Origin of the sequence: Pseudarthrobacter sp. NPDC092439 (assembly GCF_044754945.1) — a bacterium.
GTDB lineage: Bacteria > Actinomycetota > Actinomycetes > Actinomycetales > Micrococcaceae > Arthrobacter.
Genome location: NZ_JBIVQB010000001.1, coordinates 152034 through 175803 on the forward strand (window position 1 = coordinate 152034; position 23770 = coordinate 175803).

General features: G+C 67.0%; 19 protein-coding genes and 2 pseudogenes. 10 read left to right on the plus strand and 11 right to left on the minus strand.

Features of this window, described 5'->3' with window-relative positions; genetic code table 11:
- Positions 1-51 precede the first annotated feature (51 nt).
- The 4 genes and pseudogenes from ACIQCM_RS00715 (at position 52) to ACIQCM_RS00730 (ending at position 2715) form a co-directional block, all read left to right on the plus strand.
- Positions 52-216: a hypothetical protein gene (locus tag ACIQCM_RS00715; protein ID WP_400604009.1), complete on the plus strand. Its 165-nt coding sequence runs from the start codon at positions 52-54 to the stop codon at positions 214-216.
- Positions 217-412: 196 nt separating this feature from the next.
- Positions 413-679, plus strand: a pseudogene (locus ACIQCM_RS00720) (flavodoxin family protein); the annotation flags it as partial.
- Positions 680-709: 30 nt separating this feature from the next.
- The gene (locus ACIQCM_RS00725; protein WP_400604315.1) at positions 710-1030 is read left to right on the plus strand and encodes a hypothetical protein; all 321 of its coding nucleotides are present in this window, start codon (positions 710-712) and stop codon (positions 1028-1030) included.
- Between the two features lie 8 nt (positions 1031-1038).
- Entirely contained in the window at positions 1039-2715 is a 1677-nt protein-coding gene (locus tag ACIQCM_RS00730) for a DUF4389 domain-containing protein (protein ID WP_400604007.1), read from the plus strand.
- Between the two features lie 345 nt (positions 2716-3060).
- Here the strand turns inward: ACIQCM_RS00730 and ACIQCM_RS00735 are convergent, their stop codons facing one another.
- The 5 genes from ACIQCM_RS00735 to ACIQCM_RS00755 form a co-directional block, all read right to left on the minus strand.
- Complete coding sequence (locus ACIQCM_RS00735; protein ID WP_400604005.1) at positions 3061-4026, minus strand: sugar phosphate isomerase/epimerase family protein; 966 nt, start codon at positions 4024-4026, stop codon at positions 3061-3063.
- A 233-nt stretch (positions 4027-4259) separates the two neighbouring features.
- Entirely contained in the window at positions 4260-5303 is a 1044-nt protein-coding gene (locus ACIQCM_RS00740) for an alcohol dehydrogenase catalytic domain-containing protein (RefSeq protein ID WP_400604003.1), read from the minus strand.
- Between the two features lie 54 nt (positions 5304-5357).
- The gene (locus ACIQCM_RS00745; protein WP_400604001.1) at positions 5358-6656 is read right to left on the minus strand and encodes a four-carbon acid sugar kinase family protein; all 1299 of its coding nucleotides are present in this window, start codon (positions 6654-6656) and stop codon (positions 5358-5360) included.
- Position 6657: 1 nt separating this feature from the next.
- Positions 6658-7923, minus strand: a complete 1266-nt coding sequence (locus ACIQCM_RS00750) for a RuBisCO large subunit C-terminal-like domain-containing protein (RefSeq protein ID WP_400603999.1) — start codon at positions 7921-7923, stop codon at positions 6658-6660.
- Between the two features lie 38 nt (positions 7924-7961).
- The gene (locus tag ACIQCM_RS00755; protein WP_400603997.1) at positions 7962-8972 is read right to left on the minus strand and encodes a 2-keto-3-deoxygluconate permease; all 1011 of its coding nucleotides are present in this window, start codon (positions 8970-8972) and stop codon (positions 7962-7964) included.
- A 150-nt stretch (positions 8973-9122) separates the two neighbouring features.
- Here ACIQCM_RS00755 and ACIQCM_RS00760 point away from each other — a divergent pair, with 150 nt between their 5' ends.
- Positions 9123-9971 (plus strand): GntR family transcriptional regulator, encoded by an 849-nt coding sequence (locus tag ACIQCM_RS00760; RefSeq protein ID WP_400603996.1) that lies wholly within the window; start codon positions 9123-9125, stop codon positions 9969-9971.
- Positions 9972-9996: 25 nt separating this feature from the next.
- Here the strand turns inward: ACIQCM_RS00760 and ACIQCM_RS00765 are convergent.
- Together ACIQCM_RS00765 and ACIQCM_RS00770 are read right to left on the minus strand one after the other, a co-directional pair.
- Positions 9997-11259 (minus strand): annotated as a pseudogene (locus ACIQCM_RS00765) (alkaline phosphatase D family protein); the annotation flags it as partial.
- 15 nt (positions 11260-11274) lie between these two features.
- The gene (locus ACIQCM_RS00770) at positions 11275-12279 is read right to left on the minus strand and encodes a LacI family DNA-binding transcriptional regulator (RefSeq protein ID WP_400603994.1); all 1005 of its coding nucleotides are present in this window, start codon (positions 12277-12279) and stop codon (positions 11275-11277) included.
- 106 nt (positions 12280-12385) lie between these two features.
- Here ACIQCM_RS00770 and ACIQCM_RS00775 point away from each other — a divergent pair, with 106 nt between their 5' ends.
- From ACIQCM_RS00775 to ACIQCM_RS00795, 5 genes are all read left to right on the plus strand, one after another.
- Positions 12386-13537, plus strand: coding sequence for a Gfo/Idh/MocA family oxidoreductase (locus tag ACIQCM_RS00775; protein ID WP_400603992.1), 1152 nt, complete (start codon positions 12386-12388; stop codon positions 13535-13537).
- Complete coding sequence (locus tag ACIQCM_RS00780) at positions 13534-14325, plus strand: TIM barrel protein (protein WP_400603990.1); 792 nt, start codon at positions 13534-13536, stop codon at positions 14323-14325. Before ACIQCM_RS00775 ends, ACIQCM_RS00780 begins: the two co-directional genes overlap by 4 nt.
- Positions 14326-14405: 80 nt before the next feature.
- Positions 14406-14891 carry a hypothetical protein gene (locus ACIQCM_RS00785; protein WP_400603989.1) on the plus strand — a complete coding sequence of 162 codons (486 nt, stop codon included), beginning with the start codon at positions 14406-14408 and terminating at the stop codon, positions 14889-14891.
- On the plus strand, positions 14891-17068 hold the full coding sequence (locus tag ACIQCM_RS00790) for a bifunctional polysaccharide deacetylase/glycosyltransferase family 2 protein (protein WP_400633642.1): 2178 nt from the start codon (positions 14891-14893) through the stop codon (positions 17066-17068). Before ACIQCM_RS00785 ends, ACIQCM_RS00790 begins: the two co-directional genes overlap by 1 nt.
- Positions 17069-17095: 27 nt before the next feature.
- Entirely contained in the window at positions 17096-17563 is a 468-nt protein-coding gene (locus ACIQCM_RS00795) for a phage tail protein (protein WP_400603985.1), read from the plus strand.
- 33 nt (positions 17564-17596) lie between these two features.
- Here the strand turns inward: ACIQCM_RS00795 and ACIQCM_RS00800 are convergent, their stop codons facing one another.
- From ACIQCM_RS00800 to ACIQCM_RS00815, 4 genes are all read right to left on the minus strand, one after another.
- Positions 17597-18694, minus strand: a complete 1098-nt coding sequence (locus ACIQCM_RS00800; RefSeq protein ID WP_400603983.1) for an alanine racemase — start codon at positions 18692-18694, stop codon at positions 17597-17599.
- Between the two features lie 138 nt (positions 18695-18832).
- Positions 18833-20203, minus strand: coding sequence for a prealbumin-like fold domain-containing protein (locus tag ACIQCM_RS00805; RefSeq protein WP_400603981.1), 1371 nt, complete (start codon positions 20201-20203; stop codon positions 18833-18835).
- A 425-nt stretch (positions 20204-20628) separates the two neighbouring features.
- Positions 20629-20880 (minus strand): SHOCT domain-containing protein, encoded by a 252-nt coding sequence (locus tag ACIQCM_RS00810; protein ID WP_400603980.1) that lies wholly within the window; start codon positions 20878-20880, stop codon positions 20629-20631.
- Between the two features lie 152 nt (positions 20881-21032).
- Entirely contained in the window at positions 21033-23753 is a 2721-nt protein-coding gene (locus tag ACIQCM_RS00815) for an HAD-IC family P-type ATPase (RefSeq protein WP_400603978.1), read from the minus strand.
- Between the last annotated feature and the right edge of the window lie 17 nt (positions 23754-23770).

Below are 23770 nucleotides of genomic sequence, written 5' to 3' on the forward strand. Positions count from 1 at the left end.
CGCGTCCTCGGTAGACGGTCTCCTCAGAGCCTCGGCACTTCTTTGGGCTGCATGAATGCCGGCTCCCTGCTACGTCCGGCGGCGGCGCTTCCCAGCGTCGGAAACTGCTACGCCCACGAGGGGAAGAACTGCGCCCACAGCGGCAACGAAGGCCGGGAGGAGGAAGCTCAAGCCCGCCAGGACCGCCAGGGCTACGATGCCGCCGAGATCGGATAGTCGGCGGTGGCCCAGAACCCGTCGAATAAACACTTTCCAATATCTCACGCTCGAGGCTTTGGAAGTAACACCACCAGATCGCGACGCTGCCGGCCAAGCTTACAGTCCCAGTCAAAAGTATCAAGGGGTCTTCCAGCCTCAAAGAGGGCCGGAAGACCCTATGCACAGGCGTAGGGACACCTGTAGGTCTTTGCATATGGGCGGTGGGGCTGGCCCGACGGTGTCTTCTCGGGGTAGACGTTCGGACAAAGTCCAGATTGGATGCGGGAAATTGAAAGCAACAGTTGTTTACGAATCGATGTACGGCAATACCCACAGCATCGCCCGGGCAATAGCAGAAGGACTGGGATCCGCAGGGGCCGCGGATGTGGTCTCCGCGGAAGAGGCAGCCCAAACGGATCTCAGTGGCCTTGATTTGCTGGTCGTAGGCGGCCCCACACACGCGCACGGCATAACGCGGGCACAGACACGTCATGCAGCCGTAAGTGACTCCATGAGCAGGAACAAAGGGCTGACCATGGATCCCTCGGCCAAAGGCTTAGGCCTGCGTGATTGGCTCGACTCTCTCGGGCCGGGCTCTGGCAAGGCAGCAGCCTTCGATACTCGGGTGGACATGCCGGCATTATTGACGGGGCATGCGTCCAAAGGTATTGGAAAGAAACTGAGAAGCCACGGTTTCGAGCTAGTGGCGGATCCGGAGAGTTTCCTGGTCAGTGGCGACAGTGGGCTCCTTCCCGGAGAACTGGACCGGGCACGGGCTTGGGGCCAGATGCTCGCCTCAACTGTGAAGGACGAGCATCGGCCCTCCAGCTAACGGAGCAGGTGCCGGCAAACCAGGAGAACGGGCATGACGTACTCTACGAAGATTTTTACTGTCGTCATCTTTACCATCGCATTGCTGCCGGGAGGACCACGGTGAAGGCCCGTTTCCTTGCAATGCTTATCGTGGGCGTTCTGTTTTCACTGATCGGCGCGGGCTTGGTCCTCGGCGGGATAGGAGCATACGCCGTACAGGACGACGATGGATACATCAGTTCACCCGTGGAAAGATTTGCGGTCGATTCGCGTGCAATCACCTTCGGCAGGGTCGAAGGCCTGCGGAACGAAGACGTGCCGGGACCCTTGCCGTTCGATGTCGGCAACGTCAGGATTCGCGCCGAGTCCGTTGGAGAAGGGAAGGAAATCTTTATTGGAATAGCCCCACAAGGTGAGGTAAAGCGGTACCTGTCCGGCTCAAACTACTCCGAACTGCTGGAAGTGAACCATCGCCCGTTCCGTGCCGAGTATGAGGAAGTGGAGGGATCCGCCCAACCGGGACTGCCCATGGAACAAGGCTTTTGGGTGGCTTCAGCATCAGGTTCGGGCCAACAGGACATTGACTGGAACATTCAGCCCGGGAATTGGTCAGTGGTGCTGATGAACGGCGACGCCACCCCGGGACTTGCGGTGGATCTGCAGGCCGGATTCAGCTCAGAACTGCTGGGTCCGATCGCTGTCGGGTTGCTGATCGGGGGTACCTTGCTCCTGGTCAGCGGCGTTCCGCTCCTGATTTTCGGGGCAATAGGGCTCGGACGGCAGCAGGCTACCCCATCAACCGGGCCTGCCTCCAGGATGGTGCCACCTCAATCTCCAGGACAAGGACTGCCTTCGCAGGGACCTGGCGTGCCGGCGCCTGCCGTACTGGGTCCAGCACTCCCAGAGTTCGACCCGGCCGGGGGTGAGTCGATGGATGCCCGAGCCGGCGGCGGATCTCCACCTGCCCGGTCCGGTTACAGCCTGCATCGCCTGGGACCGGGCGGCTACCCTTCCATGCTGCGGGGTGAACTGGATCCCGTCCTTTCCCGGTGGAAGTGGTTGGTCAAATGGTTCCTGGCGATTCCGCATTTCATCGTGCTGTTCTTCCTTTGGTTCGCGTTCGTCGTTGTCACGATCACGGCCGGGTTCGCGATCTTGTTTACCGGCCGGTACCCGCGCTCCCTTTTTTACTTTAACGTCGGGGTCCTTCGCTGGAACTGGCGCGTCGCATATTACGCCTACGCTGCTCTGGGAACGGACAGGTATCCGCCCTTTACCCTGGCCAAGACGGACTATCCGGCCGACTTCGACGCAGAGTATCCCGAGCAGCTTTCCAGAGGTCTGGTATTGGTAAAATGGTGGCTTCTGTCAATCCCGCACCTGCTGATCGTGGCGGCAATCACGGGGTCAAGTACCATCCGGTGGACCAACCTGGAAACCCCGGGTCTGAGGTATGAAACCGGAACAGGACTTTCCTTGGTAGGAGTGCTGGTACTCATCGCCGGCGTGACTCTCCTGTTCACCGGCCGTTACGTTCACTCCTTGTTCGACCTCATTCTCGGTCTCAACCGCTGGATCTACCGGACCATCACCTACACCGCACTCATGCGTGACGAGTACCCACCCTTCCGCCTGGATCAGGGCCCAACGGAACAGGAGCGGCGCGGCGCAGACGGAGTTGACCCTGGCCCGCCTCCAGCCTGACTGGACTGCCCCCGCTATTTGTTGGCCCCTCGATCTGGCGTGCCTGTGCTCGACGTTGGAGCGCTGGATCGCCATTGCCGAACGCGAGGAGACCGGGGCCTCACTCACGAATCCGGGGGCTCCGGCGACGATACCAAGCGATCCGGCCCAGCGCGGGAGGATGCAGCCTGAGTCGGTCGCCCGGTTCCATCCGGACATCTGGTGCCTGGGCAGTCCCTAGACACCGCCGAAATGAAGTGTGGCCTCTCCGCAGCTGGCGGGGAAGGCGGCGGCCCGTCCATCGGTCGCCAGCCTGCTGGGCAGGGCTGGGAAGTCGAGAAACTCCAGAATCGTTCGAGTGAGCCCTTAGATGCGTGCGGGCTCCCAATCCGGGGCGTCTCGCAGCACTACGGAACGCAGGAGCTCGGCAGATTTGCGGACACCTTCGCCGGAGTTCACAAGGACATCCTCGTGCTCGATATTCAGTGGGCCGTCATAACCAACCGACCGCAGCGCGTAAACGAAGTCAGCCCAAAAAGCAGCGCCTCCCGGATGCCCCAGGCCGAGGGTCACGTAGTTCCAGGAACGGTCCGCCGCGCGGGCCGGGGGCAACGTATCAAGGATGCCGTTGATGGCCGCGTTGGGCCTGTCGATGCGGGCGTCCTTGGCATGTACGTGGAAAATCGACGATCCCAGCTCCCGAATGACCGCAAGGATGTCTGCGCCCATCCACATGAGATGAGACGGATCCAGGTTCGCTCCGACAACATCGTCACCCACCATGCCCTGCAGCCGCTTCATCGTCGCCACATTGAAGACAAGCTGACGGCCATGCATTTCAACAGCCAGGCGGACATTATGGGCCCGGGCGAATTCAGCAAGACCCACCCAATAGGGCTCTGCAACCTCGGTCCACTGGTACTCAAGGACCTCAAGTGTCTCCGGCGGCCATGAAGTAGTGATCCAGTTCGGCACCTTGTCTCCCCGTGCGCCGGGCAATCCGGACATTAAGACAACGGTGGGCACCCCCATCTCGGAAGCCACCCTGATTGTGTCCCGCACGACCCCGTCGTGGGCAGGGCCGGTCACGGGGTGGAGCTGGTTGCCATTCGCATTCAGGGCGCTCAAGGTGAGTCCACGGGAGCTGATTGATCCAGCGAGAACGTTACGTGCCGTAGCGCTGCTTAGGAGCTCCTCGAGATTCACGTGCGGGGATTCGGACCAGTTTCCGGTGGCAATCTCCACAGTCTCCATGCCAAGTTCGGCGGCAGTGTCGAGAACTCGCTCAAGGGGATGGGCTCCCAGCGAATCAGTGATGAGTCCAAGCTGCATTATTGGTTCCTTTCATAGGCGACTGTGCGCGGGCCCACAATTGCCGGCTTAGAGCCTTGGATCCAAGTTAGTCTTAATGTCCTTACATGACAAGCGCGTCACGTCCGCCCGGACTGTCGCTGAATGGGCGACCGTCCAGGGATATGCCCATCTCTGGCCGCATGGGCAATCGGACGGCCGCCCTCAACGTCCCGGCTCGGTACTCATTGAAGTTCCGTGCGGTGTGGCTCCGCTCAGCCGAGGCCAGGGACCAGCAGGACTTTGCAGGCGTCCCCGGTGAGGAGTTCTACAGCTTCGTCAATCTGGCTGAGCTTCATTCGGTGGGTGATGAGCCAGTCGAGTTCCAGTTTTCCGGAGTCGAGCAGCAGCAGGCTTTGTTCCCAGGTTTCCCAGAGCCGGCGGCCGAAGATTCCGCGGAGCGTGATGCCTTTTTTGTTGATGTGGGCTGCGATGTCGACTTCCGCCGGGCGGCTGGGGTGCCCAACGGTGATGACGGTGGCCTCGCGGCGGACAGCTTCGAAAAGGGTTGCCAGGGTGCCGGGGGCGCCGGAGCATTCGAAGGCGACGTCGAAGCCGCCGCGGCGGCCGGTGAGTTCGCGGCAGCGTTCGACGATGCCGTCGTTGGGGTGCAGTGCGATGGCGCCGAGCTTTTCGGCCTGGGCGCGGCGGTAGGGGTTGGGGTCGACGGCGATGACGTGGGAGGCTCCCATGAGCAGTGCCAGGTTCACGACGACGAGGCCGACCGGTCCTGCGCCGCTGACGAGCACGGCGCGTCCTGCGACGGAGTAATCAGCCCGCTGGATGGCGTGGACGGCGACGCCGGCGGCTTCGAGCAGGGCGCCGGATTCCAGGGACAGGCCGGTGGGGAGTTTGACGCAGATGTCCTGGGGGACTGCTGCGTATTCGGCGAAGACACCGTCGATGTGCATGCCGAGGATGCCGGTCCGTTCGCAGGTGTGGGCATCTCCTGTGCGGCAGGGGAAGCATTGTCCGCAGGTCAGGTGGCTTTCGAGGGCGACCTGGTCGCCCACCTTGAGCCCCGTAACGCCCGCGCCGACTTCGACGACGGTGCCTGCGCCTTCGTGGCCGAGGATGACGGGGAGGTTGAGGTTGAAGGCCTGGGCGGAGGGGGTCCATTCGTAGAGTTCCCGGTCGGTGCCGCAGAGGGACGCGGCTCCTACCTGGATGACGACCGATCCTTCTGTGGCCTTGGGGTCTCCGGCGTCGGTGACGTACTTAACGCCTCGCTCGGCCGCGTTTTTTACTACTGCCCGCATTGGGGGCCGCCTTTCGTTGGTTCTGGTGATGCGTGGAGCAATTGCTTGTGGGTGTTACCCGGCGGTTTGGCCGGCGAAGCGGCGCAGGATGTCGGTGGGGCCCACCTGGCCGCCCTTGAGGACGAGCCGGCAGCCGGCGACGGCAGAGGCGCCATCGGGCTGCAGGATCGGCCCTGCGGTGACGAACTGGTCGGAGACCCGGAGTTCGCGGACACCCATGGCGATGAGTGCGTGGCTGGAGGTATCGCCGCCACAGACGGCGATGTCGCGGGTGAGCCCGGCGCCGGCCATCCGTGCCGCGACGCCGCCGATCAGCGCGCCCACGTAGCCGGCGTCCAAGGGTGCGGCAGTTCCGTAGCGTGGGTCCGCAGCGCCGCGGGTGGTATGGACGACGACGTTTCTCCCAGCCCGGAGGGCAGCGGAGACCTGCTCATCCAGGGCTGCCACGGCCGCCGGGTCGTGGCGCTGCAGCAAGCCGGCAGGGACGGGGACATCTTCCCAGCCGTGGGTGAGGGCATCGTTGATCTGCTCTGCTGTGGTGCTGGACGCTGAGGCGCTGACGGCCAGCACGGGTCCCGAGGGCCGCTGCGGTCCGGGGGTGCGTGGGGCGTGGTCGGAGACAGTGCGTGCCAGGGCGGCCATGATGCCGCCTGATCCTACGACGATGGAGGGCCCGTGGCCGTGCTCTTCGCGTGTCAGTGCTTCGGCGACGGCGTCCATGTGGTGTTCGTCCACGGCATCGACGACGAAGGCCTGCGCGCCAAGGTCCCGCCGGCGGTCCGCCCAGGCGTCCTTGAAGGTGCCGTCGTCGTAGGCGGGCAGGTGGATCGCGTCCGGTTCCTGGCTGCTGCCGAGTTGTTCGGCGAGGACCTGGCGCAGGTCGGCTTCGGCCATGGGGGTGGAGGGGTGCCGGGACATGACGGGATGGCGGTCCAGCCGGTAGGTCTTTCCGGCGTAGGTCGCGTAGTGGTTGCTGAAGGCGGTGTACCGTCCGAACCCCGGCTGGGCCGGGACCACGGGGATTGGACCGTGGAGGGGGAACTGCTCATGGAGAAGCTGGATCCCGCGGCCGATGCTGCCGACGGTGGTGGAGCTGTCGAAGGTGGAGCAGACCTTGTAGAGCACCACCTCGAGGTTCAGTGGTGCGATGCCTGCCAGGTCCCTGCGGACCAGTGTGTCGAAGGCTTCCCCGGCCAGGGACCTGGAGGGCCCGGCGATTCCGACGACGTCAGCATCGGCGGGCAGTGGCGCATCGCCGATAACGAGGACAGCTTCGAGGCCGTAGCGGTGGGACTGGGCCAGGACGTCGGCTGCTCCGGTGAGGTCGTCGGCGACGAAACCGAAAGCGGGCATGTCAGGCACCTTTCGCGAAGGCTTGGACTGCGTGCAGGAGCGCATCGTCCCCGGTTGAGGCGAGTTTGTCGGCGGCGGACTGCAACGGCACACCGTCCACTGCAGCTTCCCATGCCTGGCGCAGGCTGCGCACCCCGGCCCCGGGACCGTCAGGGTGCGCGGCGACACCGCCGCCGGCGAGCATCATCAGGTCCGTGGAGCCCACGGCCTCGAACGTGGGTCCGGGGGTGGTGACGTTCTGTCCGGAGGACAGGACCGGCAGCGGTGCGATGGTCTCACCCAGGGGTTCGAGCAGGCGCCGGATGTTCGCGGCGACCTCTTCGTCGAGTTCGTAGAACTTGCTGCCCAGTCCGCTGGCGTGCAGGTGGTCGGCGCCGGCGAGGCGGGCCATCTGCTGCCAGACCCGGTAGTCCATGCCCAGGGCCTTGGACCGCATCGAGGCGGCGAGGCCGGCGCGGTGGCCGTGGATCGGTACTTCGGCGAAGCTGCGCAGCATGGCCAGGGCGGGCAGGCCCATGACCGGGATGTTCAGCATCACGCAGCGGCCGCCGGCTTCGACCACCGTGTCGTGGCGTTTGCGCAGGCCGGCCAGGTCGCCGGTGATGTTGAAGGCGTACATGGTGGCGTGGCCGGTGACCTGCTCGGCGGCGCGGATCTCTTCGGTGGCGACGGCGACCCGGCGTTCCAGGGGCAGGTACGCGGGGTCGGTCATCAGTTCGTCGTCTTTGATCAGGTCGATGGAGGCCATCGCCAGGTCGCGGACCACGAGCCGGAATTCCTCTTCGGAGAGCCCGACGTTGGGCTTGACGATGGTGCCGACCATGACGCCCTGGACGTCGCTGATGAGTTTGCGGGTCCCTTCGATGCCGAATGCCGGGCCGGGGTGGGCCGCGACGAACTCCTCGGGCAGCCGCATGTCCTGGAGCCGGCAGGCGTAGAGATCGCCCAGTTCGAAGAGGTTGCCGGCGATGGCGGTCTGCAGGGTAGCCAGGTCCGTGCCGACGTTCTCCATGGGGAAATCGACGGTGACAAGGGCAGCCCGGACTTTTTCCGGGGTTGAACGGGATGGCAGGGAGGGTCGGCAAAAACCGAGCTCCTGCACATTCGCGATGCGTGCGGCGTGCCGCTCACGTATCCGGGCTGACTCGCCCGGTACCGGCAGGAACGTGCCGCTGGACTGCTCGCCGGCCATGATGGCTGCGGCCTTTTCGGGGTCGATTTCGGACTCCAGGTAGTAGGTGCAGCGCACCGAGCGCGGGTCGCGCATGGTTTCTCCGTCCGTAAAGGGGATATGCAAGGGAAGGTTCAGACTGCGGCGGTGACCGGGTCGGCCGGCTGCAGGCCCCCGGCCCGCTTCAGGGCCCAGGACGCGACGATCGGGGCGAGCAACGCTGTCACGAGGACGGCGGTGGCGGCCTGGGCCGAGGCGGAGGCGACGAAGGGTTCGAACCTCGGGTCCGCGACGGCGACCACCGCAGGGACGGCGACAGCGTTGCCGGCCGTGGTGCCGGCGGCGAAACCGATGCCGCTCTTGGAGCCGCGCCGCAGGATGAACCGGTACCCGAGATAGGTCAGGCCTCCGGTGAACACCACGACGATCAGGCCGAGGAAGATCCCGGCGAAACCGCCGGTGAGCACGGTCTTGAGGTTGATGCCGGTGCCAACGGCGAAGGACATGAACGGGATCACGATGTTCGGCACGTGGTCCAGGGCCTTCGTCCACTCGCGGTCCACGGCGCCGATGATCAGGCCGATGATGAACGGGATCAGTGCCGCGGCGAAGGCGAGTACCGGGATGTCGCCCAGCCCGGATGCGCCCAGGAAGATCAGGGCCAGGAACGGTCCGTCATCAAAGGCGCTGGCGACGTAGGCGCCCTCGTCCCGTTCGTCGCCGTACTGGCCGGCGAACGCCAGCCACAGGGCGCCGTTGCTGTTGCCGAAGATTGCCAGCATCGCCAGGATCGATACGCCTGCGATGCCGTCGATGCCAACCATCAGGCCCAGGATCACGGCAATCGTGGCCGGGATCAGGGTCTTGCAGACCAGCACCACGGTGGTGGTGGAGGCGGCGGCCTTGCCGCTGTGGCTTCCGGTGATCTGTGCGCCGGTGGCGAGGATCAGCACGGCGATCAGCGTCAGGGCGCCCTCCTTGAACAGCGCGGTGGTGAAGCCGCCTATTTTCAGGGCTTCGGGCGCGAAGGTGTTCATCAGTACGCCGAGTATGAGCGGGATCAGCATCATTCCTGCGGGGACCTTCTGGAGGAAGGCAAACATTGGGAAGCGTGAGCGCCCGGTCCTCAAGTGCATCTGTGTCATTTACTCGACCTTTCTACGTCATTGTATGTTCCAGTCGCCGGATCAAGTCCGTACAATTAGTACGTACATTACATGTGGTTTGAATCACCCGTCAAGCGGGAGTTGCCGAGGGCGGGGGCTAAGATGTGCTCGAACGGCAAAGGAGTCAGCGTGAGCGTGCAATCAACTGCGGCAGAGCCCCGGGAGCGGGCCAATGGCCTGAACCGGGAGGAGGGGCCGCCCCTCCATGCGCAGATTCGGGACATCCTGCATCGGCAGATAGTGGAACGGCCCCTGCTGCCCGGATCGCCCCTTCCCACCGAGGAGGAACTCCAGAAACAGTTTGGTGTCTCCCGCAGCGTTGTACGCCAGGCGTTGTCCGGGCTGTCCGACCTTGGATTGATCCGCCGCCAGCGCGGCCGCGGCAGCGTCGTGGCCGCAGCCCCGGTCCTCCGCCGGCATCTGCAGCGGGCCGGCGGGCTGGACGAACAGGCCGCCGCGCATGGCCAGCGCTTGCGGACCCACGTCCTTTCCGTCGAACACGCGGCCCCGCCCGAGCCGGCGGTAAACGCCCTGAACACCACGAACACCTGGAAGATCGAACGCATCCGCTACCTGGAGGACGTCCCGGTGGCATTCATGAGGACCTGGGTGCCACGCGACCTTTTCCCGCACTTCACCGAGGAGCTGCTGGAGAACGCCTCACTGCTTGGCCTCATGCGCGAGCACGGCTACCATCCGGCGGGCGGGCCCAGGCAGGTCCAGGCGGTGGCCGCAGATGCGGACCTGGCTCACAAACTCAGCTCGAGCGTCCGCGAACCCCTGCTCCTGCTGCAAGGCGTGACCCGAGATGCCCTGGGCCACGGCCTGGAATGGTTCAACGTCTGGCACAGCCCCAATACCGTCTTCGACGTGGACGCGCAGGTGACATCGCAACCGGGACGCGTATCCGAAGAACACATCCGGCGCCTGCGGAACCTGGCGCAACAGCTTGAATCCGAACTGGCTGCTCTTGAATGATGAGCGCAACGAGGTAATCGCTGCGGAACTCTTCACGCGTCACGGTGCAGCGCGTCCAGCCGCGCTTGTCGGGGTTGATGTAGCGGGTGTGCGGGTTTGCCGGGAAACCGTCCTTGATGGCCTGCGCCCAGCCGCAGCCCGAGCTGATGGACGTACCAACGAATTCCGTGGCCACAACCTGTGAGGCAGGAGCGGCGTGGTCTCGCAGGACGTCGTTGACGAAAGCGGCGTGCCAGTCGCCGGTGAGAATCACAGGGTTTGCCGGACGCTGTTGCGCAATGAAATTGGTGAGGCGGTTGCGTGAGACCACGTAGCCGTCCCACTGGTCATGGTTGACTGAAAGAGTCTCACCGGGGTCGTAGTCGTACTGGGCCATCATGGTCTGCTGGGCGATGACGTTCCAGCGGGCGGGCTAGGAGGCCAGCCGGTCGAACAGCCACTGCTCCTGCTCGTCGCCCATCAAGGTGCGGGAGGGATCGTACACGTCGGGGTGCTGCGGTCCGCCGGGGAAGTTCTCCGTGAGTTGGTCCGACCGGTACTGCCTGGTGTCCAGCACGTGGAAGCGGGCCAGGTTGCCGTAGTCCAGTCCGCGGTGCAGCACCATATCCGGGCCGGTGGGCCGTTGCGGCAGGCGGAGCGGAAGGTGTTCGTAGTATGCCTGGAACGCGTTCGCCCGCAGCTGGAGGAAACGCTCAGGATCGTTTGATGCCTCGTTGTCCGGCTGGGACACGCCGTCGGCCCAATTGTTCTCCACCTCGTGGTCATCGAACGTCACCACAAAGGGGAAATTCGCATGTGTGGCCTGCAGGTCCACGGAGCCCTTGTATTTGGCGTGGTTGTTGCGGAAGTCGGCCAGGGTCTCATGGTTCCTGCCCTCGTAGATGTAGTCGCCGACGTGGACTACCAGGTCGAGGTCCTCCTGGGCCATGGTCCGGTAGGCGGCGCAGCGGCCGCCGGCCCAGGACTGGCAGGATGCGAGCGCGAAAGTCAGCCGGCCGGGGTCCGTGCCGGCAGCCGGTGCGGTGCGCGTGTGTCCCACCGGGCTTTCCTCGGTGCCCACGAGGAAGCGGTACCAGTAGTCCCGGGACGGCAGCAGGCCACTGACTTCGGCGTGCACCGAGTGGGCAAGTTCCGGCGCTGCCTGCTCGCTGCCTGCCCTGACCACGTTTTGGAAGCCCTCGTCGGTGGCCACCTGCCAGGTCACCTGGATCTTGTACGGGGGCATCCCGCCCATGCCATCCGGCGCCTGCGGTTCGGGCGCCAGCCGGGTCCACAGCACGATGCCGTCGGGAGTGGGGTCGGGTCAGGCGGCCCCGGCCTGCCGCGGAGCCGCCGTCGTCCGCCGGGCCACCAGGTGAGGGGTCCGGACCACGTGTTCCGGCGGGACCGTCCCTTCGATCCGGGCGACGGCGCGGTCCACCGCTGCGGCCGCCAGCAGCTGCGCGTCCTGACTGACGGAGGACAGCTGTACGTAGCTCAACCTGGCGAACTGGCTGTCGTCGTACCCCAGCACTGAGACGTCGGACGGAACGCCCAGCCCGGCAGCCCGAAGGCTCTCCATGACGCCCAGGGCGCACCGGTCGTTGAAGGCGATGACCGCCGTCGTCAGGTTCGTAGGGATGAAGCGCCCGGCGCTGATGCCGTCCTCTTCGGTGGGGCCGCCGGGTACGGTCAGGGGCTCCAGGCCCCGGCGCAGCATCTCCGCGCTGAAGGCCTCGCGGCGCTTGTCCGCGGACACGGCCGTCCCGCCGTCCACATGGACGATATGGCGGTGCCCCAGGCCCGCGAGGTGGTCAACAGCCTCCCGGATTCCGGCGTGGTCGTCGCTGCTCACCGAATCAACTGAACGTCCGACGTCGTCACGCAGCAGGCTGACCACGGGCACCTGGGCAGCAAGCCGGGCCAGTTCCTGGTCGCCCAAGGTGGGGGAGACCAGGATGAGTGCCTCCGCCCCGACGTCGAGCAGCGCCTCTGCGGCGCGCGTCTCCGTGCGTCCGCTGGCCACGGCACTTAAGGCGATCTCGTACCCTTTGGCCGATGCCTCCGCGTAGGCGGCATCCACGATTTCGGCATGGAACGGCTGGGAACTCGAAAAGCTCAGGCCAAGGAGCCGTGTCCGGCTGCTGCGCAGCAGCCGCGCGCGCGAGTCCGGCCGGTACCCGAGGTCCCGGGCGGCCGCCAGAACTTTTTGGCGTGTGGTCTCCGATGCGCCGGGGGCTCCGCGCATGACGATGGACACCAGCGCCCGGGACACCCCGGCCGTCCTGGCGACGTCCATGAGTGTGGCGCGGCGGTGCTGCTCGGTCATATTTCCTCCTCCTTGAGAGCAGTCTATAGAACGATCTAGACACGTCCGCTCAGGCATGCCATAGTGAGCTGACTAGAACGATCTAGAATTCTGCAAGGAGTACGCAATGCCCTATGTTGAGCATCCTGTCAGCGCCGACAGGCCGGTCCGGATCGGACTGGTCGGGGCCGGCTGGATCGGCAACTTCCATGCCGAATCCGTCGCCCGGCGCGTTCCCGGCGCCCGCCTGGAAGCTATTGCCGATCCCGCGCTGCCTGCTCTCGAGGCGCTGGCCGGACGGATGGGGGTGGCCAAAATCAGCACGGACCCTGCCGACGTCATCGCCGACCCGGAGGTGGACGCCATCCTGGTTGCCGCCCCGGCGCGGTTCCACGCCGGGCTCATCGCTGAGGCAGCCCGGGCCGGAAAGCATGTGTTCTGCGAGAAGCCCGGCGGGCGCACCATCGAAGAACTGGACGCAGCCCTGGATGCCGCCGATACGTCCGGAGTGCTGGTCCAGTTCGGCTTCAACCGGCGCTATGCCAAGGATTTCGCCGCAGCCCGCGCATTGATCGACGACGGTGTGGTGGGCAAGCCGCAGCTGTTGCGGTCACTGACCCGGGATCCCGGCACCACACAGGGCATCGCCAACCCTGAACGGATTCCGCCGGGCACGATTTTCCTGGAAACACTGATCCACGACTTCGACACGCTGAACTGGCTTAACCCCGGCACGGTTCCCGTTCGCGTGCACGCTGTCGCCGACGCCCTGGTGGCCCCCGCAGCCAAGGCCACGGGGCTGCTGGACACGGCCGTCGTCACCATCACCTACAGCAACGGGGCCATTGCCGTGGCCGAAGCCAATTTCAACGCCCTTTATGGCTATGACGTGCGCGGTGAAGTGTTCGGCTCGGCCGGGATGGTGACGGCGGGCGGACCCCAGGCGTCCAGCGCCACCAGCTACACCGCCGCCGGCATCGGCATGGACACGGTCCGGCTCAACGTCGACCTCTTTCACGACGCCTACACCGCCGAAGTCGCCCACTTCGTCGAGGCGGTCAGGGAACGCCGCGACGGCAGCGGTGCCTTGGACAGCGCCGCTTCCCTTGGCATAGCCGGCACCCCTGCGCGTCCCGGCGGTACTGACGCCCGCAATGCCCTGGCACTGGCGCTGGCAGCCGTTCGGTCCGCTGAATCCGGGCTTCCGGTGGATGTCGCTTCCGTGGCGGAACTCCGCCCGGCGGAGCCGGAACTGCACCCGGCGGGAGGAGACTCATGAGCATGCGCCTGGCGGTATGCGCCGAGATGGTCTACGGCGAACTTTCCCTGATCGACCGCGTCAACCGTATCCACGAGCAAGGCTTCGACGTTGAACTCTGGGACACCCGCGGACGCGATATCGCCGCCCTCGCGGCCACGGGCGCGCGTTTCTCCTCCATGAGCGGCTACTTCGGCGGCAGCCTCACCGATTCCGCCAGCGCCGACGAAGTGGTGGCCTCTGCGGAGAAACTCATTCCGGTGGCCCTTGAGCTGGGAGTCGAGCGGATGGTGGTCCATCCGGCCGAACTCGGGGAGGGCGGCAGGGCGGTCAATCCCGTCCACCGATCCACCGGCGGAATGTGGCTCACGGGCCTGCGGACGCTGGAGCGCCTGGCTGAGCTGGGCGCCAGGCATGGGGTGACATTCGCGCTGGAAAACCTGAACACCATCGTGGACCATCCTGGCATCCCGCTGGCCCGGGCCAAGGACACCATGGCACTGGTTGAGGCCGTAAACCACCCCAACGTCAGGATGATGCTTGACCTGTATCACGCGCAGATCGGCGAAGGGAACCTGATACAACTGGTGGGGACCGCCCTGCCATTCGTCGGGGAAATCCAGGTGGCTGACGTGCCCGGCAGGTTCGAACCCGGTACCGGTGAAATCAACTACCGTGCCGTGGCGGACGCCTTGCGCGCGGCGGGATACAACGGCGTTGTCGGCCTCGAAGCCGGGGCCGCCGGAGGCCAGGGGCTGGCGGCCGGAGACGCCGCGCTTGCGGCGTTCAGGGCTGCTTTCGAAGCCTGACGCGGACAGCAGGTTTAAGGGAGCGCGGGTCGATCGCCTAAGATGGATGCTCGATGCCAGCTCCTGAAGAGTCTCTCCACATGCCGCTTTCCGCCCCGGGCGGGCCGATCTTCGTCGACGCCTCCGGGCGCAGGCTGCGCCGGATCAGGCTTCTTGGCCTGGCTGCGCTGGCGCTCGTGGCCGGATATGCGGTCCTGCTGGTGGTTGCCCTGGCGGGCGGCCCCAACGTCGGCGCGCCCTACCTGCCGCGGCCGGCCGGACAAGCAGCCATCGATGCTCCGGCCTCCGCGCCCAAGCCGGCGCCGTCGACGGCAGCCACCGCCGGGGGAGCCCCGTTGCCGGCTGGACCGGTCGCTGCACCGGCTGACCCGGCGCCCGACCCGGCAGGGGAGGTACCGGCGTCGGCCGCGCCCGCCCCGGCGCCCTCCACGCTTGCCGAAGCAGAGCCTGCGCCCGCCTTGCCGGGTGCGGCGGCTGCCGCGCAGGGAACGGATCCGGTCGATCCTGGAATGAGCGGGGCGGCTCCCGGGCAGGCAACCAAGCCAACGCAGCCGGCCCGCCGGTGATGTACCGCCGACGGAACAAACCCGGCGCTCCCCGCCCCCTCAGGGCCCACTGGTTCATCCTCCTGGCCGTTATGGGCGGCCTGGCGCTGGCTCTCACGGTGCAGGGCTATATGCACCACCTCGCCGGCGTCGGCCACCCGGCCGCGCCCATAGCGGGGCCGGCCACCTCCGTACCCAAGGACGTGCTCCAGGGCGGTCCGGTCATCGACGCCCGGGGCGGCGCGGTGCGCACTGTCAGCCCTTCGGACCGCACCCTCGCGCTCACCTTCGACGACGGTCCTGACCCGGTCTGGACGCCCCGGATATTGGACGTCCTGCGGAAACACGACGTCCAGGCCACGTTCTTCGTGGTCGGTTCCGCGGCCATCGAGCACCCCGACCTGCTGCGGCGCATCGCCGCCGAAGGGCACGAGATCGGCGTCCACACGCTCACCCACGCCGACCTCGGCAGCGCACCGGAGTGGCGGCAGCAGCTCGAAATCCAGGCGGACCAGCAGGCCATCGCCGCCATCACCGGGCGCACCGCCACCCTGCTGCGGCCCCCGTTCAGTTCCGCCAACGCGGCGGTTTCGGACGGCACCTGGGAGGCGGTCCGGGCCGCTGCGGACCAGGGCTACCTCACGGTGCTCTCCACCAAGGACAGCAAAGACTGGCAGCGTCCCGGCGCCGACGCGATCGGACGCAACATCGCCCCATCCGGGCCGGGCGGCCAGGTGCTGTTGATGCACGACGGCGGCGGCGACCGCAGCCAGACCGTCGCGGCCCTCGATTCATCCCTGGCGCAGTTCGCCGCGCAGGGTTTCCGGGTCACCTCCGTGGGCGACTCCGTCGGCATCTCCAGCATGCGCGAGGCCTCCGCGGAGGACCGGATCAGCGGCACGGCACTGTGGTGGGGGATCCGGCTCAGCGACATCGTCATCACCCTGATCTCCTGGGGGCTGGTGGCCGCCGGCGCAGTGACCTTCATCCGGGCTGTCCTGGTGGTGGGCGTCGCCGCGCGGCACAACCGGGCCGGCCGCCGCCTCCGTGCCTCCGCCCGCGGCCGGCGCCGGACGGACGTGGTGGTCCGGCGGGAGGTCACCGAACCGGTCACGGTCATCGTGCCGGCCTACAACGAGTCGGCCGGCATCGAGGCCGCGGTGCGGTCCATCGCCGCGTCCACCCACCCGGTGGAGATCATAGTGGTGGACGACGGCTCAACGGACGGGACGGCCGACCTGGTGGACGCCATGGCCCTGCCCGGCGTCACCGTGATCCGGAAGGAAAACGGCGGCAAACCCTCCGCCCTGAACGCCGGAATCGCCGCGGCCAGCCACAGGATCCTGGTGATGGTGGACGGCGACACCGTGTTCGAACCGGACACCGTCCGCGCACTGATCCAGCCCTTCGCGGAACCGGAAGTGGGCGCCATCTCCGGCAACACGAAGGTGGCCAACCGGGGCGGAATCCTCGGCGCCTGGCAGCACATCGAGTATGTGGTCGGGTTCAACCTGGACCGCAGGCTGTTCGACGTTGCGGAGTGCATGCCGACTGTTCCCGGCGCCATCGGGGCATTCCGCCGCGACGCCCTGCTCGCCGTCGGCGGCGTCAGCGACGACACCCTGGCCGAGGACACGGACCTGACCATGGCCCTCTGCCGCGACGGCTGGCGCGTTGTCTACCAGGACGATGCCCGCGCCTGGACGGAAGCGCCCGCCAGCCTCGGGGCGCTCTGGAAGCAGCGGTACCGCTGGTGCTACGGCACGCTGCAGGCCATGTGGAAGCACCGCGGCGCCGTCTTCCAGCGCGGCGCGGCCGGGAAGCTCGGCCGGCGCGGCCTGGGTTACCTGCTGGTCCTCCAGGTCCTGCTGCCGCTGTTCGCCCCTGTGGTGGATGTCTTCGCGCTCTACGGGCTGATCTTCCTCGACCCGGCCAGGATTGCGGTGCTTTGGCTCGTCTTCCTGGGTGTCCAGCTGCTCATGGCCGCCTACGCGTTCCGGCTGGACAACGAGCCGTTCCGGCCCCTCTGGACGCTACCGCTCCAGCAGTTCGTCTACCGCCAGGTCATGTACCTGGTGGTCATCCAGTCCGTGGTCACGGCCCTGGCGGGGGTGCACCTGCGCTGGCACCGGATGGAACGGTACGGCAGCCTGAAAGTACCTCCCTCCGAGAGCACCCCCGGCCGCGCTATGGTTTAGTCCAGACACATCCATCCGGGAGGACCCATGCCGTACGTTGTCGACTTCAGGGACGTTTCCACCACCGGGCTGGAGTCATCGCCGGTGGCGGACGCCCTCGCCGGGCTGCGCGCCAACGAGTCCCGCTACTACAAGAACAAGTACAACCACGACTTCGCCGTCAGCCCCGCGGCCGAGGTTCCCGGGACGGTGGAGCGGGTGGCACGGATCCTCAGGGAGGAGCGGGACATCGCCATCAGCTCCCGGCCCCTGGAAGCCAGCACCTTCGAAGTGGACGGCCTGCGGATGGACTACGTGTTCTATGAGTCCGGGCTGTCCATCAACGTCATGTACAGCATCACTGAGGGCGGGAAGCGGGCAGTGGGATTCAAGCTCTCCGAGGGCATGGAGGTCCCTGAAGAGCTGGCCGCTGCCGGTTTCAAGTTCGCCCGGCAGAAGTCCAGGCTCGCCGGAGTGATCCGCGGTTCATACTTTGTGATCAAGGGCGGGTACTGACCGGACAAGGCGTACGGCTGCCCCGCCCGGGCGCTACCTGTTGAGCCCCCGGGCGGCGACCCGCCAGCGGTCCACCACAGTTCCGCCGCGGACCACGGCCACCCCGTCCACCAGGTTCACGGCCACGCAGACATGGTTGGGAACCACCCGGAGCCTTTCGCCCAGGGCAGGCAGCTCCACTTCTGCCGGCCACTGCACCGTTGCGTGATGCTCTGAGAGCGCGGTAATGCGGGCATCCGGGCAGTCGAGGATCCGCCCGAAGCCCGTGGCCCAGGCGGGACGGTCCCCGCCCAGGATCTTGCTGCCGGAGTCCAGGATGATCCGGCGCGGCGCTGCCCCTCCGCCGTCGTGCCGGCTGACGACGGTGGCGGCCACGGTCAGGGCGATGTCCTCGGGTGTGCAGCGCCCCAGTTCCAGCTGCTGGGCGTCGCCAAAGACGTAGACACCGGGCCGTACTTCGGTCGCCTCGGCGGGGCCGGTCAGCATCGCAGTGGGAGTGGATCCGCCGCTGCGGCGGGAGATCCGGAAGCCGGCGGCCTCCAGCAGGGCGGCGGCGCGGGCGAGGGCGGACGCTTCCTGTTCCGCCGCGGCGGGAGCCATCCCCGGGGCATAGCTGTGGCCGGGGAACGTGAAAACTCCGGCCACGCGGAGCCCGGCGGCCGCCGCTGCCCGGGCCGCGGACACGGCGCCCTCCGGCAGCAGGCCGCTGCGGTGGTGGCCGCTGTCGATTTCCAGCATCACCGCCACCAAGCCGGCCGCATCGCCAAGCGCCGCGCCCATGGCCGCTGCCCCCTCTGCGGAGTCGACCCCTACCGAAATCCTGGCTGAGGCCGCCAGCCGCCGCAGCCGCTCCGCCTGGGCCGGCCGGATCCACAGGGGATAGGCGATGAAGATGTCCTGCACGCCGTCCGCGGCGAACACTTCCGCTTCGCCAAGGGTGGCCACCGTCAGGCCCACGGCACCCGCACCCAGCTGCAGCCGGGCGATTTCGAGCATCTTATGGGTCTTGGCGTGCGGCCGAAGCTGCAGGCCCTTCCCGCCCACCGCCTCCGCCATCCGGACGATGTTGCGGGCCAGCACGTCCCGGTCGATGAGGATTTCGGGCGTCTCGATGTCCGCGGGGACGGTCATGGCGGGCTCCTCCCGGAGGCGGTTTCGCAGGGTTCAGTGCCACTGCAGAGGCGGGCAAAGTGCAGAAGCAAGCGTACGACGGCGGGAGGTCCCGCCGTCGTACGCTCCGCTGTGTCAGGGCTGCTGGAACCTGCCCGCCTACTGCGGGATGGTCACCCCGGCGGTGTGGCTGCCGTGGCTCTGGTCATCGAACGCCGCCCCGCCCAGGCCGCAGAGCTGCGCTGCGGTCATGCCGGTCGGCGCAGCGCCCAGCGAGGTCTTCGCCGGTGTGCTGCCGTCCAGTGTGACCTGGCTCGGATAGAGCGAGTTCGTGGCTTCGCTGCAGACAAGCACGATCACCTTGAAGTCTCGGGGGTTGACGAAGGTCAGCGCAACCGTCCCGCCGGCCCCGACCACAGCCTGCTGGGGTGCGGCCGTGTCATGGCCCGCAGGCGTGGTGGTTTCCACTACCCAGTAATTGCCGATGGGGACATTGGTGAAGGAGCAGGTGCCCGCGGCGCTGGTGGTGCAGGTGGTGGCCGGAGTCACCGCCGTGTCTTCGGCACCCATCGCTGTCCCTACAGGCGCGGCGTCCTTGAAGAGCGTGAAGACTGCTCCCTGGAGTGCGGAGACGGGACTGTCGTCATCCACCTTGGTGACGTTGATGGTTCCGCAGCGGGACGCCCCGGCGCTGATGGGGGCGATGAAGTCCTTGACCGCAGACGTGAACGAATCGGAGGAACGGCTCTTCAGGTACGCGGACGCGAACGGGAGGCACGTGTTGGCGGGAATGATGCCTGAATCCGTCAGGTTGATGGCAGCTTCACCGAACGTGCGCACGCTCAAGGTCCGCGGTTCGTTCGGAGCGATCGGGTCCACCACCTCGACCGTGTTGATGGATCCCTCAAAGTATCCGCCCAGCGCATTCACCGTGCCCCAGCAGGGGAGGGTGTTCGAAGCCTCGCAATCCGTGCGGGGGTCCCCCGCGGTGATCCACTCGTGGTAGCCGAGGTCGGGATTGACGCCGCCCTGGGAGAGGTCGTACTTGACCAGGATGTCACCGGCCGTCCGGACAGGGGTGACGCCGTTGCCGGATGTCACCTTCGACTGGTTGAACTCGAAGTCCATGTTGGTGGTGCCGTTGGGTTCCTGGACGCGCTCCCAGGCAAGGTACAGGAAATCCTTTGAGTTTTCCTGGGTCATCTTGGTGTAGAACCGGAGCAGGTCGCTCTTATTGTTGGGGATGGAACCGTTCACCACGGTGGGTACCGGATCGTCCTCTTTCGTGCCGTTGCCGAACGAATTGTCGCCCTGCCCGGTGGGCAGGTCGATGCCACAGCCGCCGGTGGTGGTGGAACAGTCAATGCCGGCGTTGGCCCAGTCCATGGCCTCGTCATTGACCACGAGGTTTCCATCACCGGTGTCGAAGCCGCTCCCGGCCAGGTTCGCCTGGGAGGCGGGGGCGCCGCTGAGGGCAAGTGCCAGGACAGCCACGGCCACGCCGATCTGTGCCCGAATTTTTGTTTGCATGGTTCACTTCCAGAGTCCGGGAGGAGCTTTTCATCGGACCCCCAGTGTCCGGCGGATACTGCCCAGCCAGCGTAATAGGTGCAACTGTGTACGGTGCGCCAGGAAGCGGGTGCCGCGGAGCGAATCGGCATCAGGGATGTGGATCGGCCGGGGACGGGGTCCGGGCGCAAACGCAACAGGTGCGCCTGCACGTTATGGCGCGCATAGGCGCCGGCCCGGCCTGTGGCCGGGTCCCGCGGACCGCTCTGAGTGAAATCCGTGGCGAGGAACAGTCAACCCCCGCGCATATCGTAGCCCCGGCCGGGCCGGACAACAAGCACTATCTGAAGCCCCTCTTATTGCCATCCCGCGCCGGGCGGGAGTGCCGCCGCCCCGGAGGCACACCGCCCACCAGCAGGCGCAACCAACCTATTGCCTGGGCACAGCTACCGGCCGCGCAGCACCGCCAGCCGGGTGTGGTACTCGGACTCGTCGATCTCGCCGCGCGCGAAGCGTTCCGCCAGCAGGTCCTCGGCGCTGCGTGACGGCGGGGCCTGGTAGTTCTGGTGGCCCGGCGAGCGCAGTGAGCGTGCCAGCAGGACAACGCCGGCGATGATCGCACCCCAGAAGATGAGCATGCTGATGGTCATCATGACGTAGCCCCATATGCCCATATCGCCGCTCCAGCCGTACATCATTTCGGGACCTCCGCCCATCGGGGACGGGCCCGCTGCCCGCCGTGTGTACTTCCACTATTGCCGTCAGGGGGGCGGCCGGGCAGGGGCAAAGGTCCCGCGGATCCGCAGGCGTCCGGGGGAACCTGCGGGCAGGGGGCGAAGCCAAATGCCTGCTAAAAGCGGTTGCGCCGGAGCAGCTTCTCCACCCCGACCACTACGGACGCCAGCACGGCAATGCCCAGGATCCGCAGCCACGACTCAGCGCTGATGGGCGCCGTGTGGAAGAGACCGTTCATCGCGGGCGAATAGGTAATGGCGACCTGCCCGGCGGCCTGGGCCAGGACGCCCAGGACGATCCAGCGGTTGCTGAAGAAACCGATGCGCCAGGCGGACCGGGTGAAGGAACGGCAGCTGAACAGGTAGAACAACTCAACCGCGACGAAGAGGTTGACGGCGGCAGTCCGGGCCTCGGCCACGGAAGCCCCGGCGGCCACCTCCAGTCCGAAGATCCACCAGGTGCCGCCCACCAGCAAGGCGGAGACCAGCAGGACGCGGAGGGTCAGCGCCCATGTCAGGAGCGGCCTGGCCGGGTTCCGCGGCGGCCTGGACATCAGCCCGGGTTCCTTCGGCTCGAAAGCGAGCATCAGGCCCAGGGCCACGGCGGTGGTCATGTTAATCCACAGAATCTGTGTGGGCAGGATCGGCAGGGTGGAGCCCAGGAGGATCGCTGCCAGGATCACCAGGCCTTCGCCCATGTTCGTGGGCAGCGTCCAGATGATGAACTTGGTGAGGTTGTCGAAGACGTTGCGCCCCTCTTCCACCGCCGCTTCGATGGTGGCGAAGTCGTCATCGGTCAGGACGATGTCGGCCGCCTCCTTCGCCACCTCCGTCCCGGATCGTCCCATGGCGATTCCCACGTCGGCCTGCCGGAGCGCGGGAGCGTCATTGACGCCGTCGCCCGTCATGGCGGCCACATGGCCGCGCCCCTGCAGCGCCCCGATCAGCCGTAGCTTTTGCTCCGGCGAGACGCGGGCGAACACGCTGGCCTTTTCAACCGCTGCAGGGAGCGCTGCGGGGGACAGCGACTCGATGTCGGCGCCGGTGAGGGCGGTGCCGTCGTCGCGGGAGGCTGTCAGGCCTACGGCTGCGGCGACGGACACCGCCGTGCGCAGATGGTCGCCGGTAATCATCTTCACCGCGATGCCGGCCTGGTGGCAGGCGGCCACTGCAGTGGCGGCCGCCTGGCGCGGCGGGTCGTGCATGGCCTGCAGCCCGGTCAGCGACAGCCGCCCCCGAAGATGTCCATCCGTCAGCGGGCCGGGTGGGCCGTCCGGCAGCAGCGCCGCCGCGGTAGCCAGGACCCTTAGTCCGGTCCCGGCGAGCCGGTGGGCCTCGGCAAGGACCTCCGTGCGCTGGAGGGCTACCTGCCGGCCGCCGGCGTCCAGCTGGCTGCCGCATAAGTCCAGGATCCTTTCCAGTGAGCCCTTGGCCAGGACGGTGGCTCCGCCGTCCGGCGCTCCGCAGTGGACAGTGGCCATGTACTGCCGCTCGGAGGTGAATGCCAGCGTCGCTGTCCGCGGTGCCTCCGCCAGGAACGCCGGGCCGTCCACGCCGCCCTTGCCCGCGGCCACGAGCATGGCGGCCTCCGTGGGGTCGCCCTTGGCAGCCCAGGCGCCATCCTCGTGCACCACGGCGGAATCGTTGCATACGGCACCGGCCAGCAGGGACCAGCGCAGTGCCTCGTCACGCACCCCACGCTGTGCAGCGTCGTCCGGCCCGGCGGCGGGACACACCGCGCCCTCGGGTCCGTAGCCGGAGCCGGTGACCTCATAGCTTCCGGCCGGGGTCCACAGCCGCCGGACTGTCATCTGGTTTTCGGTGAACGTTCCGGTCTTGTCCGAGCAGATCACCGTGGTGCTGCCCAGCGTTTCAACGACCGGAAGGCGCCGCACCACGGCGCGGCGCCGGGCCATGCGCCGTACTCCGATGGCCAGGGTTACAGTCACTGCGGCCGGCAGGCCTTCCGGGATGGCGCCCACGGCGAGCGCGACGGCGGCCGTGAACGTGAGTGCGGCAGGCTGCCCCCGCGCCACGCCGGCGACGAACGCGACGGCGGCGAGCGCCAGGATTGCGACCGTGAGGGTCATGCTGAACCGGGCGAGTTTTTGGGTCAGGGGCGTGGCCAGGGACTTCACCGAACCCATGAGCCGGTGGATTTCGCCGAGCTCCGTCTCCCCTCCGGTGGCCACGGCAACGCCCGCGCCGGTACCGGCCGTGACCAGGGTGCCGCTGTAGGCCATATTCCGGCGGTCAGCCACCGGGGTGCCGGGCGGCAGGGTCACAGGATCCTTGGCCACGGGTTCGGATTCCCCGGTAAGGGCGGATTCGTCCACCTTCAGCCCCGCCAGCCGCACCAGCCTCAGGTCCGCCGGGATCTTGTCGCCCGCCTCCACCAGCACCAGGTCACCGGGTACCAGGTCCCCGGAGGGGACTTCCATTCGGTCCCCGGACCGGATGACGGTGGCCGGCGTGTGGACCAGGGACGCCAGGGCATCGAGGGCGGCTTCCGCCCGGACCTCCTGGACCAGTCCCACCAGGGTATTGATGAGCACCACGGCCAGGATGACGCCCGAATCCAGGTACTCGCCCAGGACCATCGTGACCGCGGCTGCTGCCAGCAGGACGTAGATGAGCGGGTTATTGAACTGGCGGAGGATTTTCCGCAGCAGCCCGCCATCGTCCACCGGAGGCAGCACGTTGGCGCCGAACCGGGCCCGCCGGGCGGTGACCGCTGCGTGGTCCAGTCCGCTTTCGGCATCGGTCTCCAGCAACAGCAGCACTTCGTGCGCCGGCAGGCCGTGGTGGGCCGCCTCGTTGCCATTGAAGTCGCTCAACCGCAGAACTCCGGTTC

Excerpts from the sequence above, each read along its gene's own strand:
- ACIQCM_RS00715 (WP_400604009.1), top strand. The coding sequence starts at position 52 with ATGAATGCCGGCTCCCTGCTACGTCCGGCGGCGGCGCTTCCCAGCGTC.
- ACIQCM_RS00725 (WP_400604315.1), top strand. The coding sequence starts at position 710 with ATGAGCAGGAACAAAGGGCTGACCATGGATCCCTCGGCCAAAGGCTTA.
- ACIQCM_RS00735 (WP_400604005.1), bottom strand. The coding sequence starts at position 4,026 with ATGCAGCTTGGACTCATCACTGATTCGCTGGGAGCCCATCCCCTTGAG.
- ACIQCM_RS00740 (WP_400604003.1), bottom strand. The coding sequence starts at position 5,303 with ATGCGGGCAGTAGTAAAAAACGCGGCCGAGCGAGGCGTTAAGTACGTC.
- ACIQCM_RS00745 (WP_400604001.1), bottom strand. The coding sequence starts at position 6,656 with ATGCCCGCTTTCGGTTTCGTCGCCGACGACCTCACCGGAGCAGCCGAC.
- ACIQCM_RS00750 (WP_400603999.1), bottom strand. The coding sequence starts at position 7,923 with ATGCGCGACCCGCGCTCGGTGCGCTGCACCTACTACCTGGAGTCCGAA.
- ACIQCM_RS00755 (WP_400603997.1), bottom strand. The coding sequence starts at position 8,972 with ATGACACAGATGCACTTGAGGACCGGGCGCTCACGCTTCCCAATGTTT.
- ACIQCM_RS00770 (WP_400603994.1), bottom strand. The coding sequence starts at position 12,279 with ATGACCGAGCAGCACCGCCGCGCCACACTCATGGACGTCGCCAGGACG.
- ACIQCM_RS00775 (WP_400603992.1), top strand. The coding sequence starts at position 12,386 with ATGCCCTATGTTGAGCATCCTGTCAGCGCCGACAGGCCGGTCCGGATC.
- ACIQCM_RS00780 (WP_400603990.1), top strand. The coding sequence starts at position 13,534 with ATGAGCATGCGCCTGGCGGTATGCGCCGAGATGGTCTACGGCGAACTT.
- ACIQCM_RS00785 (WP_400603989.1), top strand. The coding sequence starts at position 14,406 with ATGCCGCTTTCCGCCCCGGGCGGGCCGATCTTCGTCGACGCCTCCGGG.
- ACIQCM_RS00790 (WP_400633642.1), top strand. The coding sequence starts at position 14,891 with ATGTACCGCCGACGGAACAAACCCGGCGCTCCCCGCCCCCTCAGGGCC.
- ACIQCM_RS00795 (WP_400603985.1), top strand. The coding sequence starts at position 17,096 with ATGCCGTACGTTGTCGACTTCAGGGACGTTTCCACCACCGGGCTGGAG.
- ACIQCM_RS00800 (WP_400603983.1), bottom strand. The coding sequence starts at position 18,694 with ATGACCGTCCCCGCGGACATCGAGACGCCCGAAATCCTCATCGACCGG.
- ACIQCM_RS00805 (WP_400603981.1), bottom strand. The coding sequence starts at position 20,203 with ATGCAAACAAAAATTCGGGCACAGATCGGCGTGGCCGTGGCTGTCCTG.
- ACIQCM_RS00810 (WP_400603980.1), bottom strand. The coding sequence starts at position 20,880 with ATGATGTACGGCTGGAGCGGCGATATGGGCATATGGGGCTACGTCATG.